Here is a 16,844-nt window from a genome sequence, read left to right on the forward strand (position 1 = left end):
CGTCCCCAGCTCCTGAGCGAGCTGCAACGTCCTAGGCCGTGCAGGTGGGGGTGGGGGCGGTGTTGGTGCCGCTCCACGAGGCGATGAAGCCGAACGTCGCCGAGGCTCCCGGCGCGAGCGAGCCGTTCCAGCCCGCGTTACGCACCGTCACCGACGAGCCGCTCGTGCTCGCCGTGCCGTTCCAGAGCTGGCTGATCCGCTGACCGTTCGTGAAGGTCCACCCCACTGTCCAGCCGCTCGTCGCCGCCGCGCCGGTGTTCTTGACGGTGACCTCCCCCTGGAAGCCGTCCTGCCACTGGTTGGCGATCTTGTACGTGGCCGTGCAGCCGCCCGCAGGTGTGGGTGTCACGGTGGGTGTGACCGTGGGCTGGACGACTCCCGACAGGGCCTCGACCAGCGGCGGGTACCACTTGTCGGACATCTTCTGGTCGCCCGCCGCGTTCGGGTGCACCCCGTCGTACGTGTCCGTGCTCGTGCTGAACCCCGTCCACTGGTCGACGACCGTGATGGGCGACTGCTCGGTGGTGGTGGCGGCGGCCCAGCCCGGGATGGCGCTGTTGAAGGCGACGGCGCGCTGCGCGCAGTCGGGGCAGGTGGACGGGTTCATGGGGATGATCTGGGCGACCAGGATCTTCATCTGCGGGTTGCTCGCCCGCATCTGGTTCACGAGCGTGGTAAAAGCGCTGAGGATCGTGGCGGGCGCGATGTTGCTCCACACGTCGTTCGTGCCGAAGTGCATCAGCACGATGTCGGGTTTCGTCGCGGAGAGCCAGCCGGGCAGCAGGTTCTGGTTGGCCACGTTGGTGGCCAGGTAGCCGCCGTGGCCCTCGTTGTCGCCGTCGTACGAGACGCCGCACCCCTGCGGCGGGAGGGTGCCGACGAAGTCGACGTCGGTGTGGCCGGTGCTCTGGAGGCGGTTCCAGAGCAGGGCCCGCCAGCAGCCTGGGGAGCCGGTGATCGAGTCGCCCAGGGGCATGATCCTCGTGGCGGCCGCGCCGCTGGCCTGCGTGGTCATGGCGACGGTCACCGCCGCCACGAACGCCAGTATCGCCGCCAGCAGGCTGCTGGTCCTGCGCATCGTCCGCTCTCCCGTCGTCGCCTGCGCAGATCGTAAAGAGCGCTCGGTACGACGCAAAGGCGATGCCCTGCTCACAGGCCGATGAGCTGGGAGGACGTCGTGTAACTTTCAGACCTCGCCGCGCCGCACCACGGCCAGGGGGCAGGGCGCGTGGTGCAGCATGGCCTGGCTGATCGACCCCATGAGCATCCCGGCGAACTGGCCGCGCCCGTGGGAGCCGACCACCAGCAGGTCCGCCCCCTTCGCCGCCTCGCGCAGCACCTCGACGGGGTGGCCGTGCACGACCTCCGCCACCGCGTCCACGCCGGGACGCCGCTCCTCGTGCTCGTCCAGCAGTTCGTGCAGCGCCCGCACCACGTCGCGCTCGCTGTCGCGGTCGGCGGGCTGGAAGCCGCCCGGGTGCGGCCAGGCCCAGGCGTGTACGGCGCGCAGCCGCGTGTCACGCAGCGCCGCCTCGGCGAACGCGAAGCCGAGCGCCCGGCGGCAGCCCGGGGAGCCGTCGATCCCGACGACCACGTCGCCCTGCGGCGGCGAGGGGCGTCCGCGTACGAGGACGATGTCGGTGGTGGCGTGGGCGGCCAGGCCGTACGCGACCGAGCCCACCAGCAGCCCGCGCACGCCGCCGATCCCGCGGCTGCCGACGACCAGCAGCTCCGCCTCCTCCGACGCCTTGAGCAGGGCGGCTCGGGGGTCGCCCGGCAGGAGGACGGTCTCGATGTGGATCGCGGGCCGCTCGCGGCGCGCCCGGTCCTTGGCGGAGGCGAGCACCGTGTTCGCGTTGTCGCGCATCCAGCGGCCCACCTCGATGTAGCGTCCGGGTTCCTCCTCGCACACCCATCGGGGAACGGCGTGCGCCACGGTCAGCGGCGCGTGGCGCAGCGCCGCTTCCGTGGCGGCCCAGCCGGCGGCGTCCAGCCCGGTTCGGGAGCCGTCGACGCCCACGATGATCATGGATCCGACTCCTCAGGAGAAGGCGTAGCACTCCACCTCGGCACGCCGGAACGGGAGCCCGCCGGCGACGGCGTTGTCGATGCACCGGCGCTCAGCCTTGCTCAGCTTGAGCGTGCCGCAGACGGTCACGCCGGAGTAGGTGCGGCAGTCGAGTTTGGTGTCGGCCTTGCCTATGCGAAACACCTCCCGGACCGCTGCCCGGCATTTCGCCTTGCCGAAGTCGGAGAAGCGGCACTGGGAGATCAGGGTGTCGTACTGCTGCTGACTCACTTCGTGTTGGTAGGCACCGTCCGCGAAGGCGGCGGTCACGCTGGACGTGGCCATGACCACGAGTCCTGCGACAGCTGCGATCTTTTTCATGTTTCCCCTGATGAACACCATACCGCCTGGGCCGCTCGTCAAACCTGGGCGCCCGGTGCACGCTCTCGTGCGGTGGGGGTAGGGGGGCCTCGTTGGAGATTCCTTCGACCCTCGCGAGGGAGGAAGCAATGGGCACTTCGGGAATCGGCAAGACCGTACAGGACGTGATGCACCAGGGGGCGCAGTGTGTCGGTGAGCACGACAGCCTGCGCAGGGCCTCGCAGATGATGCGTGACCTGTCGGTCGGCGCGCTGCCGATCTGCGGCGAAGACGACCGGCTCAAGGGCATCATCACCGACCGCGACATCGTGATCAAGTGCTGCGCCGAGGGGAAGGACCTCGACCAGACCACGACGAGCGAGCTCGCCATGGGCCTGGTCTGGGTGGAGGCCGCCAGCAGCGTCGAGGACGCGCTGCAGAAGATGGAGCAGCACCAGATCAAGCGGCTGCCCGTGATCGACAATCACCGGATCGTCGGCATGGTCAGCGAGGCCGACCTGGCCAAGGAACTGCCGGACAACAAGCTCGCAGAGTTCGTCCACCGGGTCTACGCGCCTTCGTGAGACGACGCCGTCCGGACCGATCAGACGAATGGGGCTCCGAACGGGGCCCCATTCGTTTATGGGCACAAGGAGTGCAACCTTTTGCTCGCTGGGGCGCGTTTGCAACGGGTGAAAGGAGAGCACATTGGATCGTCACGACGGCTTCCGCGAGTTCGTGCTCGCCCGCCAGCAGGCGCTGATGCGAACGGCTTACCTGCTCATGGGGGACGCGCATCTCGCCGAGGACCTGCTCCAGAGCGTGCTGACCAAGGTCGTCGGGCACTGGTCCAAGCTGTCCAGGGACGGCAATCCCGAGGCGTACACGCGCAAGGCGCTGGTGAACCAGTACATCTCGTGGGCGCGCCGGCCCCGCCCCGAGTTTCCGAGCGCCGCCCCGCCCGAGCGGGGCGCGTCCCATGACGAGGCCACGCTGAACCGGATCGTGCTGCGCCAGGCGCTGGCCAAGCTGACCCGTAAGCAGCGGGCGGTGATCGTGCTGCGCTTCTGGGAGGACCTCTCCGAAGCGCAGACGGCCGGCGTGCTGGGCTGCTCGGTCGGAACCGTCAAGAGCCAGACCCACCACGCGCTGGCGCGCCTGCGCACCGTGGCGCCCGAGCTGGCAGAGCTGCACATCCAGGAGGTGGCCCGATGACCAGGCTGCGCGAGTCGCTTCGGGATCTCGCGGAGGAGGCGCCGCCGGTGAACCTGGCGGACGCGGCGATCGCGGGTCACCGGCGCAGGCGGCGGGCCCTGGTGGCGATGACCGCCGCCGCCACGGTCGTGGTGGTGGCGGCGGCGACGGTGACAGCGGTGGAGCTCCTGCCCCGCCCGCCCCAGGCGGCCGCGCCGCAGCGGGTGGAGACCGTGGCCGATCTGCCCGACGGCAAGGTGGGGCCGGTCGGCCACGCCTACCTGACCTCCTGCGAGGTCGTCGAGGAGCCCCGCGGCATCGACTGCGGGGCCTCGGAGTGGCGGGTGGTCACCCGCTCCGGCACCACGTACCGCGTGCCGAGGGCGCTCGCCGCGACCAGCGAGAACAGACGCGTGCAGCTCGCGATCAGCAGGGACGGGGGCAAGATCGCCTACTACGACCGCGAGGCCGGGGCGCATGTGGTCCGGGACCTGATGAGCGGCGCCGAGGTGACCTCGCCCGTGACGGTGGCGGAGGACCGGATCAAGATCGGCAGCCAGCTCGTGCTCTCCGACGACGGCCGGTATCTGTTCTTCGATCCCAAGGTGGGCAGCAAGGACCCGGGGATGGTGATCGACGTGCGGACCGGCAGGACGGTGTCGGTGTCCGGCAAGTACGAGGCGATCAGCATCAAGAACGGCGTCGTCGAGCTGGTCAGGTACCGCAAGACCGACATGTGGCTGATGCCGGTCACCGGCGGGCGCAAGCCGGTGCGCTTCGACGGCGTGTTCATCCACTTCAGCGAGATCGCGCCGGACGGCCGCACGCTGGTCGCCAGCGAGTTCAAGGAGGCCACCAAGCCGGTGCTCACCGTCCTCGACGCCAAGACCGGACGGACCGTGCGCAAGGTGGAGATCCACGGCCTGCCGAAGGACGCCGGTTACCTGAAGTCCTCCATCTGGCGCAGCCCGTCGGAGGTCATGGTTCTCACCATGAACCGCGGCTACAGCACCTACTCGGTGAACGTCGAGACCGGGAAGGCCACCCACCTCGCCGGCCTCTCCAAGGATCTCCCCATGGACCTGGCCATGCCGGGAGCGGCTTCCGGGAAGTGACGAGCCGGGGGCGGGTCACCGCCCCCGGACCAGGTCAGACGCGGTCGGCGGCGATGAGGAGGTACTGGAAGCTGCCGTCCCGGTACGCCTCCAGGAACGCCTCCTCGATCCCCGTCGCCAGATGCGTCTTGGCACGGAGTTCCCAGTAGGGGATGGTGGCGGCGGTGAGGTCGATGACGTTGATCGGCACCAGGCGGTTGGCCGCCAGTTCCTTGAAGTACGTGCTGCGCGGATGGATGTCGCAGATGTAGTGGGCGTTGATCTGGCTGACCGCGCGGGACGGCAGGCCGTAGGCGTCGTTGTAGCACCCGGTCACGCACACGTAGCGGCCGCCGCGGGCCAGCAGGCGGGCGTGCTCGGCGAACAGCAGCGACAGCTCGACGTACATCGTGCTCTCGTTGTTCCAGCTGGCCTGGAACGATCCAGACTCGAACCCGGTGTCGAGCATGTTGCGGAAATGGAAGCGCACCTTGTCGGGCACACCACGCTTCCTCGCCTGTTCGTTGGCGAAGGCCACCTGGGACTCGGAAATGGACACGCCGTCGACGTGGCAACCGTGCCGGAGGTTGACCAGGAGGCTGGAGCCGCCGCGCCCCGAGCCGGCGTCCAGCACCCGGTGGTCGGGCCGCAGGGGCCCGAGCTGGCCGATGAGGAGGTCGGCCTGCGCGTGCTCCAGCCGGTGGAGCTCCTCCACGACCCGTTTCTCGCGGGTCTCCTCCGGGCCCTCCAGGACCGACCAGTTCACCTCTCCGACGCCGTAGTGGTGGTGGTAGATGCCGTCGACCTCGCCGAGGCGCAGGTTGACCGCGTTCTTCTCGGAGTTCCAATAGTCGGCGACCGAGTGCTGGTAGTAGGTGCTGAGGACGGGGGTGGCCGTCATCGGCGGGGCTCCCTTCGCTAGGACTGGTAACGGCTGGAGGTGCTGTGCCATTCGAGGCAGCCGGCCATCCACGCCTGCGCCCCGCGCAGGAAACGCTTCAGCTCGACGGACGGGACGGTGTCGAGCTGCCGCCGGCTGGCCTCGAAGCCTCGGACGAAGTCGTTGTGCATGGCGACGGCGCGCTCCGTCGCCTCGCGGGTGGAGCAGCCCTCCTCGGCGGCGATCAGCAGGATCACGTTGGAGTCGGGCAGCTCGTCGGCCGCCTCCCTGGCGACCGAGTGCAGGTCGTTGACGAGCACGCTGGCGGTGCCGGCCTGCATGAGCGCGGTGTGGAACCTCCTGTCGTAGAAGAGGTCGGCGGGCAGGTCGTAGGCGCCCACCACGTCGATGAGCGTCATGGAGGTGTAGAAGCTGTCGTGCTGGCGCGCCGCGAGGTAGCGCCAGACCGGCGGCGGGGTCTCCAGGTAGCGCCAGGCGGCGTACGCGTCCCAGCTCACGTACATCTGGAACGTGGTGTTGCACACCCGCATCACCTGCGACGGCGAGGCGTGCCTGGTCACGTGGGCGATCGCCGACCGCAGCGAGACCAGCACCGGGTCGGACTCGATCTCCTCCTCCAGCTGCCGGGTGTAGTCGCCGGCCGGCGGGGGCGGGTCCATGGCGGACATGACGAGGGCGAGGCGCGGCGGCAGCTCGGTCGGCGTGGCGCCGAGGTCGGTCTCGTCGGCGTAGTAGTCGTCGGCGGCCCACCAGGCGGCGTTCATCTGGGCCGCGATCAGCAGCTGGTCGGGGTCGTCGGCGTCGGGGTGGGTGAGCATGGCCAGGCGCCCGTAGCCGGTCGCGCTGAACTGCTCCATGCGCCCCTCGTGCAGGCCGACCCGCTCGGCCCAGGCGACCAGCCGGCGGTCCACCTCGTCGGCGAGGGCGGGGTCGTCCCTGACGGTCTCGGGGCAGTAGAGCGGGGAGTGCGACCCGTCGCCCCACTGCCGCTCCCGGTACGGCAGTGGGGCGAGGCCGTGCCGGTGGCCGGCGGCGCGGAACGCGTGCGCCGGGTCCACCGGTGCGGGTCTGGGGGGCTCGTGCCCGTCGCGGTCGTCGGGCCGCGGCAGGGGCGGATGCGCGGCGGGCGCCAGGCGCGACGCGGAGGTGCCCAGGCCGCTCGGACCTGCTGCGATCTCGGGCATGACGTGGCCCCCTTCCTAGACCCGGGGGGCCGCGAGGTCGACGTTCTCGAGGATCCCGATCGCGTCGGGCACCAGGATCGCCGCCGAGTAGTAGGCGCTGACCAGGTAGGACATCACGGCCTGGGAGTTGATCTCCATGAAGCGGACGTTCAGCCCCGGCTCGTGCTCCTCGGGCAGGCCGGTCTGGTAGAGCCCGACGACGCCCTGGTCGTCCTCCCCCGTGCGCATGGCCACGATGGAGCTGGTCTGCTGGTCGGAGATGGGGATCTTGCCGCAGGGGAAGATCGGGACGCCGCGCCAGGCCGGGATCTCGTGGCCGTCCACGTCGACGCTGCCCGGCACCAGCCCGCGCTTGTTGCACTCCCGGAAGAACGCGGCGATCGCCCTGGGGTGGGCGAGCAGCAGCCGGGTCTTGCGGCGCATGCTGATCAGGTCGTCGAGGTCGTCGGGGGTGGGCGGGCCCGACCAGGTGCTGATGCGCTGGTCGTAGTCGGCGTTGTGCAGCAGGCCGAACTCGCGGTTGTTGAGCACCTCCCACTCCTGGCGCTCGCGGATCTCGTGGATCGTCAGGCGGAGCTGCTGCTCCAGCTGGCTCATCGGGTCGTTGTAGAGGTCGGCCACGCGGGTGTGGACCCGCAGCACGGTCTGCGTGACGCTCAGCTCGTATTCGCGGGGGTGGAGGTCGTAGTCGACGAACGTGCCGTCGATGACGGGCTCGCCGGTGTGCCCGGACGCGACGGCGACGGCGGCCTCGCCGCGCCGGTTGACCGGCTTGCTGGCCTGCTCGACGTAGCGCTCGACGTGCTCGCGCAGCGCGGGCGACGCGTCGAGCAGGCGCTGGAGGTCCTGCCGGGGCGAGACCAGGAGCGTGCCGGCGGTGGCGGCCCTGACCGTGCACGGCCAGGTGGGGCCGTCACGCGTCAGCGCCTCCTCGCCCAGGTGCTGGCCGTCGGTGACGACGCCGAGCAACTGCGTGTCGCCGTACGGGCCCACGGACAGGCGGTTGAGCCGGCCGTGGGCGACGACGTACGTCTCGGTGACCGGGGCGCCCGCCTCGGCCAGGACGTCGCCCGCCTGGAACTCGCGCGGCGCGAACGTCGCGGCGATCGCCGCCAGCACGTCGGGGTCGTCGAAGCCGCGCAGCGGCGGCAGCTCGGGGAGGGTGTCGGGGATGACGCGCACGTCGTCGGCGCCGTTGAGCACCACGCTCACCCGGCCGCGCCCGACCCGGTGCGTGAGCCTGCGGTTGACGCGGTAGGTGCCGCCGCTCACGTCGACCCACGGCAGCCTGCGCAGCAGCCAGCGGGAGGTGATGGCCTGCATCTGCGGGCGCGTCTTGGTGGTGGTCGCCAGGTTGCGTGCGGCCCTGGTGTCGAGGCTCAGACGCGGCTCCGTTGACATGTTCCCTCGCAATCGCTCGCCTGTGACAGCAGGTGTTCGTGGGATGTACTACCGAACGTAGTCAAGCTGGCACAGTGAGTAGAGTAACGCGAAGGTCATGTACCGCTAACCTGAGTGGCAGAGCGCCCTCACTAAGCGTGCTCGGCGCGGCCCTGGCGCCAGTAGCCCATGAAGGCCACCGCGCGCCGGTCCATGCCGCGCTCGCCCACCAGGTGCCGCCGCAGCGCCTTGATCACCGCGGCCTCGCCGGCCAGCCAGGCGTACAGGGGCTCGCCGCACTCCTCCTGAGGCACCTCCCAGAGCTCCTCCTCGTCGACGTCCACGTCCTCGTACGCCTCCGGCGCCGTCCCCGGCGACAGCAGGCGGCCGGCGGCCGAGCGCACGGCCGACTCCAGCAGCGCGCCGCGCTCGGCGCCGTCCCTGGCCAGCCACTCCACCTTGACCCGGCTGGGCGTCTCGACGGGCAGGAAGTCCTGCTCGCACGGGACCTCCAGCAGCGCGGTGCCCTCGACGTCCTCCGGGAGCCGTTCGAGGATGGCGCAGATGGCGGGCACGGCGGTCTCGTCGCCGGCGAGCAGCACGGCGCCGGTGCCGGGCGGCAGGTCGAACACGACGTCGCCGTGGTCGCCGGGGTGGCGCGCGTCGGCCCCGAACAGCACGGCGGCGTCCCCCGGGCGCGCGACCCTCGACCACCGCGCCACCGGGCCGTCGCCGCCGGGGTGCATGACCACGTCGACGTCCACCTCGCGCTCGTCCCGCCTGACCAGCCGGGCCGTGTACGTGCGCAGCGGGTTGCGCCTGCCGTCCTCCAGCGCGCGCCACCTCGTGTACCAGTCGGGGCCGGAGGGCAGGTGGGCCAGGCCGTGCTCGGGCAGCGGGAGGATGAGCTTGAGCCGCTGGTCGTAGCCGTTGTCGGCGAACGACCCCAGCTCGTCCCCGGTGAAGGTGACCCGGAGGAACGTCGGGCTCAACCGCTCCAGCCTGGCCACGCGCACGCCGAACATCCGATAGGGCTCTACCACCTGGCAACCTCCCGCCACGAGAATTAGGTGAGGCTAACCTAACTGATCCCCCTCCGCGACGCCATGCACCATCGGAAAATGGGGCATTGACGAAAAATCCTTACATGGTACTCATAGATCGAGTCGGAAAGCTTCAGGACTCTCGTCCAGAGCTCACCCAAGGAGGGCGCATGACGCGCACCCAATCCCCCGACCCCGACACCCCCGTCGACTTACTCGCCGCCGTCCAAGGAGAGGTCTCCTGGTTCTGCTGCGGCACCGCCTGGGGGCCGTGCAGCAGCACCGGCAAGGGCGCCTGCGGCACCTGCAACTCGGGGAGCCTGCAGCACGCCTGGCCCAACACCTCCGACGCCTGCTGGTCCATCACCCGCCCCGACCGCTGCGGGGTCGGCCTCTCCCGCAGGACCTGCGGTTTCCGGCACCGCACCACGGCGCTGTGCAGCGGCACCAGCGTCGTCACCAGCATCGCCGACTGCGGCCCGCAGACCGACCTGTTCTGCGGCGAGCGCAGCTGCTGCGGCTCGACCTGCGCCAACAACCGGCTGATCGACCTCACGCCGGCGGCGTTCAGCAGGATCGCCAGCCTCTCCAGCGGCCTGCGTCCCTGCTCGATCGACGTGGCGTGAGAGGAGACGGCGATGACCAGCAGACGAGACCTGCTCAAGTCCGCCGTGCTCGGCGGCGGCGCCACCGTCGTGGCCGCGACCGCGCTCGGCTCGCTCGGCCCCGAGGCGGCCTTCGCCCAGTCGGCGCCCGACGTGGAGCCCGGCACCCCTGACCCCAACTTCGCCGAGGGCAGGATCCGCACCATCAAGGACAACACGCTGCTCGTCCTCGGCTCGAACATGGTCTTCCACAACATCCGGATCGTGGACGGCACGAGCCTGTGGAAGCTCGGGCCCGTGCCGTTCGACGAGGCGAAGCCGGGTGACGGCCTGTACGCCCGCGGCGTGCTCATGCCGGACGGCGTGCTGGCCGCCGAGTCCGTGTGGCTCAACATCGTCAACATCAAGGGCCACATCACCAACATCACCGACAGGACACTCCACCTCGACCACAACGGCCAAGAGGTGCTGTGTCACGTCGTCGCCGGCAAGTCGGTCGCCGTGCACTCCGAGTCGCCGCCCACCGCAGACCTGTCCATGCTGAAGGTCGCCCAGCACGTGCAGATCCTGGGCGCCTGGCGGCCGGACACCAACGAGGTCGACATCGCGACCGTCTTCTCCCCCCACTAGGAGGCAGCCGATGCACGGGATCGCCGCGACGCAGCCGTACGTGATCGCTCTCTTCCTGGTCTGGGCGGGCCTCGCGAAGCTGTTCAGCCGGCGGATGCGGGCCCGGGCCGGGCAGACCGCCCTGGCCCGGCTGGTCGGCGCGGCGCGCGCGGTCCCGGCGCTGCGGCTCACCGGGCTGGTCGAGCTGGCCGTGGCCGCCGCGCTGCTGGTGCCGCCCCTCTCCCCGTGGGACGTCGCCGCCGCCGCGCTGCTGTCCGCCGGGTTCCTCGCCTACCTCGCGTACGCGTACGTGGCCGCGCCCACCTCGTCGTGCGGCTGCCTGGGCGCCCACTCCCGGCCGGTCGACCTGCGGGCCTTCGCCCGCGCGGGCCTCCTGCTCGCCGCGAGCCTGCTGGCCGTCCCGGCGGATCCGCACCCCCCGATCGTGGCGCTCGGCCTGGCCGAGGCAGTGGTGCTCATGGCCCTGTCCGCCGAGCTGGACCGCCACTGGCTCACCCCGTTGCGACGCCTGATCGTACGGCTGCGCCGCCCGCTCGCCCTGCCACCGTCGGAGCACGTCCCGCTGGGCGCCTCGCTGCACCTGCTCTACCGCAGCCCCGCGTACTGCTCGGCGTCGGCGCAGCTCACCTCCGACGTCCAGGACACCTGGGACGAGGACGGCCTGCGGTTCGTCGTCTACGGCGCCCGCGAGCGCACGGCGGTCTTCGCCATCCCGCTCGCCGGCAACGACCCCTCGGCCGTCCTGGTCACGCTCGTGGGGTCATGACACGTCACTGTCCACATTCACACGGAAGGTCGATGCCATGCGTTTACGTGCTTGGCTGGCTTCGGGCGCGGTGGTCGCCGCCGGACTTCTGGCGGCTCAGCCGGCCACGGCCGCGGCCTCGGTCCCGTTCCACGCCGACTCCGGGGACCAGTGCCTGCGCGGGGTCGCGGAAGGGACCCTCGAATGGGTCGACGGCCCCATCGTGCGGCCCGTGGTGCGGGTCGACGGCGCCCTGACCGACGAGGCGTCCGTCTCGCCCTGCGCCCACGACGGCCTGTACTCCACCGTCACCTTCTCCGGCTACAGCGGCAAGTCCCTGGTGGACTCGGAGGTGGCCAAGGCGGACAACGAGAAGGTCGCGCTCTCCTTCACGCTGTCCAACCCGGACGCGTTCATCCCGGTCGACCGCGTGGTCGTGCAGGTGTGCCGGTACAGCACCACACCGGTGGGCACGAGCTACTGCGGCAAGGCCGTGGAGTACACGGCGTCCTGAGCCGGAGGTGAACGCCGGCGTGCCCGTACGGCAAGGGGCGGGCACGCGCGGCCGTCAAGCCGGTCAAGCTCGTTCAGCCGTTCAGCCGTTCAGCCGTTCAGCCGTTCAGCGGTTCAGCGGTTCAAGCCGGAGGCTCGGCTCGGGCCTCAGGCGGAGGCCGTCTCCTCCTCGGCCGTGGTGCGGAGCCGCAGCTCGGCCTCGACCGCTTCGACCGACTCGTGCGCCTTGTCACGGCGGCACTCGCGCAGCGACCAGGCGATGGCGGCCACCCAGATGGCGGCGATGACCACGTACGTGACCGTCTGGACCCCCGTGGAGGCGTCGATCCAGTCGCTGCGCAGCAGGGTGCGCACGTTCGTGAGCACGATGACGCCGCCCACGGCCGAGCCGAGGATGCGCGGCGGGATGTGCCGGACCAGCCAGGCGGCGATCGGCGCGGCGATGACGCCGCCGAGCAGCAGCACGCCCACCCAGGCGAAGTCGATGTTCTCGGAGCCGAGGCCGACGAAGAAGCCGATGCTGGCCGCGATGGCGACCAGGAACTCGCTCGCGTCGATCGAGCCGACCACCTTGCGCGGCGCCAGGCGGCCGCTGGCGAGGATGGCGGGGGTGCCGACGGGGCCCCAGCCGCCACCGCCGGTGGCGTCCACGAAGCCCGCCACCAGGCCGAGCGGGGCGAGGAAGCGCCTGCGCAGCGGCTTGCCCAGGTTGCCGCGCGGCAGCCCGAACGCGGTGAAGCGGACGAGGATGTAGCAGCCGAGCGCCAGCAGGATGAACGACATGACCGGGGCGGCGACCTCGGTCGAGAGGCTGGACAGGAACGTCGCGCCGGCGAAGGCGCCGACCGCCCCCGGAATGCCGATCTTGGCGACGACCTTCCAGTCCACGTTGCCGAAGCGCCAGTGGGAGATGCCCGAGGCCAGCGTGGTGCCGATCTCGGCGAGGTGGACGGTGGCCGAGGCGGCCGCCGCGTTGGTGCCGACGGCCAGCAGCAGCGTGGTGGACGTGACGCCGTAGGCCATGCCCAGGCTCCCGTCGACGAGCTGGGCCGCGAGACCGACGAGCCCGAGCAGGATGAGCGCTCGCACAACCGCCCCTTCCCTAGCTTTCCTACTGAACAAGTAGGATTAGCATCCTATTAGGTCCGGGATCGAGTCAAGTCGTGGAGCGTTCCCCTGTGCGCCGGGTGACGCGTGTCTGGCCGCTGAGCACGAAATTCTGTGGCGATTGGGGCAGATGGGGATAAGTTCCACCACAATGGGGGGATGGCATATCCCCCTCAGCCTCCGCAGCCCCAGCCCCAGGGCCCGTGGGGCGGGCAAGGGGCACCGCAGGGGTACGGACCGCCCCCGCCGGGGCAGGGACAACCGGGCTACGGCCCGGCGCCCGGCCAGGGCGGCTATGGTCCTCCGCCCGGACCGGGCCAGGGTGGCTACGGGCAGCAACCTGGGACGGGGCAGGGCGGCTACGGGCAGCCGCCCGGACCGGGGCAAGGTGGGTACGGCCCGCCACCTGGTCCCGGGCAGGGTCCCGGGCAGGGTCCCGGGCAGGGTCCCGGGCAGGGTCCCGGGCAGGGTCCCGGGCATGGTGGTTACGGGCAGCCGCCAGCGCCGGCGCCGGGGCCGTACGGGCCTCCGAGGGGGCCGCAGGGCACGCTGCTGCTTCCCGCGCCGCCCCCGAAGAGCAACACCGCCCTGATCGTCGGCCTGGTCATCGGCCTGGCCGTGCTGCTGCTGGGCGGCGGCGGGGTCGGCGCGTACCTCTACCTGCGCGGCTCCGGCCCGCAGACGAACGTGGCGCTGCCGACCATCGACCCCTCCGCCACGACCGCGCCGTCGGACCCGCAGTCGGACCCGCCCTCGGACCCGCCCTCCTCCGAGCCGTCCGAGCCCGCCGAGCCCACCCCCAGCGCCACCCGGCCCACCTCGAAACGGGTCGACCCCGGCTCGCCGATCGAGGACGACGAGTTCGGCGACTGGCGGTTCAAGCTGGGCGAGGTGAAGCTGGAGGCCGACAAGGTGGGCGGCTGGACGTACAGCAGCTGCAAGCCGGTCGACGCCCGCGGCGTGCTGGCCCAGAACGACTGCGAGCGCGCCGTCCAGCTCGCGTACACGGCCCGCGGCGGGCACATCAAGGCGGTCCAGATCATCATGTCGTTCCCCAGCGAGCAGGTGGCCAAGAAGACCGCCACGCGGCTGAACTCGCTCTCCTCGGACGGGCTGAGGTGGCGCACGGACAAGACGCACGCCGACTTCGCGTACGGCAAGATCCGTACGAGCACCGCCAAGAGGTACGTGATCGTCACGGTGCTCACCGCCGACAAGAGCGCCAAGTCGGTGGCCACGCACTACCACGCGTACCTGCAGAGCGACCACGCGAGCTACTTCCTCTTCCGCGACCTGACCATCACCAGCTGACCCGGAACGAGCTCGCCGGCGGCGCCGGATAGTGTCGGCGTCATGTTCGACTCCAACGAGGGGCCGGTGATCGGCGTCATCGCGGACGACGTCACCGGGGCGAGCGACGTCGCGGTCGCGCTGCGCCGCCGTGGCCTTCGCACCATGCTGTTCTTCGGGACCCCGCCGGAGGGCACCGATCTGCCCGGGCACGACGCCCTCGTGATCGCGCTGAAGACCCGCACGGTGGACCGTCGGGAGGCGGTCGCGCGGTCGCTGGCGGCGCTGGCGTGGCTGCGCGCCCGCGGGGCCGGCCAGGTCTACTTCAAGTACTGCTCCACGTTCGACTCCACCGCCGAGGGCAACATCGGGCCGGTGCTCGACGCGCTGGCCGACGCCATGGACGTCCCCATGGTGGCCACGACGCCCAGCTCGCCGGAGCACGGCCGGACGCAGTACAACGGCTATCTCTTCGTCGGCGACGTGCTGCTGTCCGAGTCGCACATGCGCCACCACCCGCTCACCCCGATGACCGACTCCTACCTGCCGCGCGTGCTGGGGAGCCAGAGCGCGTACCGGGCGGGGGTCGTGCCGCTGGCCGAGGTGCGGCGCGGGGAGATCGGGCGGCGGCTGGCCGAGCTGCGCGGGCAGGGCGTGCGGTACGCGCTCGTGGACGCCGTCGAGGACGACGACCTCGCCGCCGCCGGGCGGGCGCTGGCCGGTGCCCCGCTGGTCGCGGGCGCGGCGGGGCTGGCCGGCGGGCTGGCCGCGGCGAGACCGAGCTCCTCGTACGACGACGCGCCCGCCCCTCCCCTGACCGGTTCCGCGGCGGTGCTGGCGGGCAGTTGCTCCGCCCGCACGCTGGAGCAGGTCGCCGCCGTGATCGAGGCGGGCAGGCCGGCCCACCGGCTCGACGTGCTGGCCGACCCCGACGAGGAGTCGCTGGCCAAGGCCGCCCTCGACTGGTACGACGCGCTGGGGCCGGGCTCCGGCGCGCCGATCGTCTACTCGTCGCTGGAGCCCGCGGCACTGCGCCGCGTGCAGGAGGCGCTGGGCGGCGAGCGGTCGGCCGCGATCCTCGAATCGGCCATCGGCCGCGTAGCCCGGGGGCTGGTCGAGCGGGGCGTCACCCGCCTCGTCTGCGCCGGCGGCGAGACGTCGGGAGCCGTCGTGGGCGCGCTCGGAGTGCCCGGCGGCGTGATCGGCGCCGAGGCGGCCCGCGGCGTCCCCTGGATCCTCACCGCCTCCGGCCTGGCCCTGCTGCTGAAGTCCGGCAACTTCGGCGAGCCGGGCCTGCTTCTCGAAGCGTCCGCGACCACGCCGATGGGAGTGGCATGACGGCCGCGCCTGATGCCCGGGAGAGCATCGTCTCGGCCGCCCGGTCGCTGTTCCGGCGCGGTCTCACGCACGGCAGCACCGGCAATTTGTCCGTACGGATCGGCGACGACCGCGTGCTCGTGACCCCCACCGGGTCGAGCCTCGGCACCGTCGAGGCCGGCGACCTGTCGGTCATCGACCTGCGGGGCAGGCACGTCGAGGGGCCGAAGCCGTCGAAGGAGGCGTTCCTGCACGCCGCGCTGCTGCGGGCCCGGCCGCGGGCCGGCGCGGTGGTGCACACGCACTCCACGTACGCCGCCGCCGTGTCATGCCTGGACGGCCTCGACCCCCGTGACGCCCTGCCGCCGCTGACCGCGTACTTCGCGATGCGGGTGGGCCGCCTGCCGCTGCTGCCCTACTTCGCGCCCGGCGACCGGGGCCTGGAGCGGACGGCGGAGGAGACGGCGCGTACGCACTCGGCGCTGCTGCTGAGCAACCACGGCCCGATCGTCGCCGGCGCGAGCCTCGGTGCGGCGCTGGACGCCATCGAGGAGCTGGAGGAGACGGCCAAGCTGTTCCTGCTGCTCCGCGGCCTGCCCACGCGCCCGCTCACCCCCGAGCAGCGCCGTGCGCTCGAACCGCCGCCTCTCTCTTAGCGGCGCTAGCCACTCTAGTCGTGCTAGCGTAGGTGGCATGTCGATCGCCGCCCGCCGCGCACGGGAACGCGCGCAACGCCACCAACTGATCATCAGCGCCGCCCGCGAGCTGGCCGAGTCGGAGGGCTGGGAGGCCGTGACGACCCGGCGGCTGTCGGAACGGGTCGAATACAGCCAGCCGGTGCTCTACAGCCACTTCAAGGGCAAGGACGCCATCGTGCGGGCGGTGGCGATCGAGGGCTTCGCGGAGCTGGCCGGCGAGCTCCGCGCGGCCCGCACGACACCCGAGCCGGGTGACACGGCGAGGGAGGTGCTGCGCCGGGTGGCGATGGCCTACCTCGGCTTCGCCCGCACCCGCGGCGCGCTGTACGAGGCCATGTTCGTCATGCCGACCGCCATCCCCTTCGCTTCGGAGGAGACGCCCGAGGAGCTGCGCGCGGCGTTCGGCGAGTTCGTGCTCGCGCTGGAGCCCGTGGCGGGCGAGCACGGCTCCGACACGTTCGCCGAAGTCGTGTGGGCCGCCCTGCACGGCCTGGCCACGCTGGCCCACGACGGCCGCATTCCCCCCGAGCGCCAGCAGGCGAGGGTCGACCTCCTCGTCGACCACCTCGCCCGGCCCACCACCCCGAGCACACCCTGAACCACCGGCCGCCTCATCACCCCGCGCCTTCCCGGTAAGGACGACCGAACCTCCGAGCCTCCCCGGAGACACCGGCCCCACCACCCCCGGCTCCCCGGACCGTCAGCCGACCCAGCACCCGAGCCCCCCGAAGCCGCCGGCCGGCCGCCTCACCGTTCCGGCACGTCCTGAGCCGCC

Annotated in this window: 19 protein-coding genes; 11 read left to right on the forward strand and 8 right to left on the reverse strand. The window is 71.6% G+C overall.

The annotated features are described in order from the left end of the window. Window positions 1–31: 31 nt before the first annotated feature. From FH608_RS02620 to FH608_RS02630, 3 genes are all read right to left on the reverse strand, one after another. A complete protein-coding gene (locus FH608_RS02620) occupies window positions 32–1,078 on the reverse strand; it encodes a cellulose binding domain-containing protein (protein ID WP_139628151.1) in 1,047 nt (348 codons plus the stop codon). A 108-nt stretch (window positions 1,079–1,186) separates the two neighbouring features. Then, the gene (locus FH608_RS02625; protein ID WP_139628152.1) at window positions 1,187–2,029 is read right to left on the reverse strand and encodes a universal stress protein; all 843 of its coding nucleotides are present in this window, start codon (window positions 2,027–2,029) and stop codon (window positions 1,187–1,189) included. A gap of 12 nt (window positions 2,030–2,041) precedes the next feature. Next, window positions 2,042–2,389 carry a hypothetical protein gene (locus tag FH608_RS02630; RefSeq protein ID WP_226898884.1) on the reverse strand — a complete coding sequence of 116 codons (348 nt, stop codon included), beginning with the start codon at window positions 2,387–2,389 and terminating at the stop codon, window positions 2,042–2,044. A gap of 128 nt (window positions 2,390–2,517) precedes the next feature. Between FH608_RS02630 and FH608_RS02635 the strand changes: the two genes are divergently transcribed. The 3 genes from FH608_RS02635 to FH608_RS02645 all read left to right on the forward strand — a co-directional run bounded on the left by FH608_RS02635 (window position 2,518) and on the right by FH608_RS02645 (window position 4,677). Beyond that, complete coding sequence (locus FH608_RS02635; RefSeq protein WP_139628153.1) at window positions 2,518–2,952, forward strand: CBS domain-containing protein; 435 nt, start codon at window positions 2,518–2,520, stop codon at window positions 2,950–2,952. Window positions 2,953–3,076: 124 nt separating this feature from the next. Beyond that, on the forward strand, window positions 3,077–3,583 hold the full coding sequence (locus tag FH608_RS02640) for a SigE family RNA polymerase sigma factor (RefSeq protein ID WP_139628154.1): 507 nt from the start codon (window positions 3,077–3,079) through the stop codon (window positions 3,581–3,583). Continuing rightward, on the forward strand, window positions 3,580–4,677 hold the full coding sequence (locus FH608_RS02645; protein WP_139628155.1) for a hypothetical protein: 1,098 nt from the start codon (window positions 3,580–3,582) through the stop codon (window positions 4,675–4,677). The genes FH608_RS02640 and FH608_RS02645 overlap by 4 nt, the downstream gene beginning before the upstream one ends. Window positions 4,678–4,711: 34 nt before the next feature. Here FH608_RS02645 and FH608_RS02650 read toward each other — a convergent pair whose 3' ends face one another. The 4 genes from FH608_RS02650 to FH608_RS02665 all read right to left on the reverse strand — a co-directional run bounded on the left by FH608_RS02650 (window position 4,712) and on the right by FH608_RS02665 (window position 9,164). Then, the gene (locus FH608_RS02650; protein ID WP_139628156.1) at window positions 4,712–5,557 is read right to left on the reverse strand and encodes a geranyl diphosphate 2-C-methyltransferase; all 846 of its coding nucleotides are present in this window, start codon (window positions 5,555–5,557) and stop codon (window positions 4,712–4,714) included. Window positions 5,558–5,574: 17 nt separating this feature from the next. After that, the gene (locus tag FH608_RS02655; protein ID WP_139628157.1) at window positions 5,575–6,741 is read right to left on the reverse strand and encodes a family 2 encapsulin nanocompartment cargo protein terpene cyclase; all 1,167 of its coding nucleotides are present in this window, start codon (window positions 6,739–6,741) and stop codon (window positions 5,575–5,577) included. Window positions 6,742–6,756: 15 nt separating this feature from the next. Continuing rightward, window positions 6,757–8,142: a family 2B encapsulin nanocompartment shell protein gene (locus FH608_RS02660; protein ID WP_139628158.1), complete on the reverse strand. Its 1,386-nt coding sequence runs from the start codon at window positions 8,140–8,142 to the stop codon at window positions 6,757–6,759. Window positions 8,143–8,273: 131 nt separating this feature from the next. Beyond that, the gene (locus FH608_RS02665; protein ID WP_226898885.1) at window positions 8,274–9,164 is read right to left on the reverse strand and encodes a siderophore-interacting protein; all 891 of its coding nucleotides are present in this window, start codon (window positions 9,162–9,164) and stop codon (window positions 8,274–8,276) included. A 170-nt stretch (window positions 9,165–9,334) separates the two neighbouring features. Between FH608_RS02665 and FH608_RS02670 the strand changes: the two genes are divergently transcribed. From FH608_RS02670 to FH608_RS02685, 4 genes are read left to right on the forward strand one after another with little or no spacing between them, the layout of a single operon-like run. After that, window positions 9,335–9,790 carry an RlpA-like double-psi beta-barrel domain-containing protein gene (locus FH608_RS02670; protein ID WP_139628159.1) on the forward strand — a complete coding sequence of 152 codons (456 nt, stop codon included), beginning with the start codon at window positions 9,335–9,337 and terminating at the stop codon, window positions 9,788–9,790. 12 nt (window positions 9,791–9,802) lie between these two features. After that, window positions 9,803–10,399: a cell wall protein gene (locus FH608_RS02675; protein WP_139628160.1), complete on the forward strand. Its 597-nt coding sequence runs from the start codon at window positions 9,803–9,805 to the stop codon at window positions 10,397–10,399. A 10-nt stretch (window positions 10,400–10,409) separates the two neighbouring features. Beyond that, window positions 10,410–11,165, forward strand: a complete 756-nt coding sequence (locus tag FH608_RS02680) for a MauE/DoxX family redox-associated membrane protein (RefSeq protein WP_139628161.1) — start codon at window positions 10,410–10,412, stop codon at window positions 11,163–11,165. 37 nt (window positions 11,166–11,202) lie between these two features. After that, window positions 11,203–11,658 (forward strand): hypothetical protein, encoded by a 456-nt coding sequence (locus FH608_RS02685; protein ID WP_139628162.1) that lies wholly within the window; start codon window positions 11,203–11,205, stop codon window positions 11,656–11,658. Between the two features lie 146 nt (window positions 11,659–11,804). Here FH608_RS02685 and FH608_RS02690 read toward each other — a convergent pair whose 3' ends face one another. After that, a complete protein-coding gene (locus tag FH608_RS02690; RefSeq protein ID WP_139628163.1) occupies window positions 11,805–12,746 on the reverse strand; it encodes a sulfite exporter TauE/SafE family protein in 942 nt (313 codons plus the stop codon). Window positions 12,747–12,923: 177 nt separating this feature from the next. On the opposite strand from FH608_RS02690, the gene FH608_RS51205 reads away from it, so the two are divergent. The 4 genes from FH608_RS51205 to FH608_RS02710 are packed head-to-tail and all read left to right on the forward strand — an operon-like array spanning window position 12,924 to window position 16,667. Continuing rightward, on the forward strand, window positions 12,924–14,075 hold the full coding sequence (locus FH608_RS51205; RefSeq protein ID WP_193318196.1) for a hypothetical protein: 1,152 nt from the start codon (window positions 12,924–12,926) through the stop codon (window positions 14,073–14,075). Between the two features lie 42 nt (window positions 14,076–14,117). Further along, entirely contained in the window at window positions 14,118–15,392 is a 1,275-nt protein-coding gene (gene otnK, locus FH608_RS02700; protein ID WP_139628165.1) for a 3-oxo-tetronate kinase, read from the forward strand. Continuing rightward, window positions 15,389–16,027, forward strand: coding sequence for a 3-oxo-tetronate 4-phosphate decarboxylase (otnC, locus tag FH608_RS02705; RefSeq protein WP_139628166.1), 639 nt, complete (start codon window positions 15,389–15,391; stop codon window positions 16,025–16,027). The genes otnK and otnC overlap by 4 nt, the downstream gene beginning before the upstream one ends. Before the next feature lie 37 nt (window positions 16,028–16,064). Beyond that, the gene (locus FH608_RS02710) at window positions 16,065–16,667 is read left to right on the forward strand and encodes a TetR/AcrR family transcriptional regulator (protein ID WP_139628167.1); all 603 of its coding nucleotides are present in this window, start codon (window positions 16,065–16,067) and stop codon (window positions 16,665–16,667) included. Window positions 16,668–16,844: the final 177 nt, after the last annotated feature.

The organism is Nonomuraea phyllanthi, assembly GCF_006334985.2.
Taxonomy (GTDB): Bacteria; Actinomycetota; Actinomycetes; order Streptosporangiales; family Streptosporangiaceae; genus Nonomuraea; species Nonomuraea phyllanthi.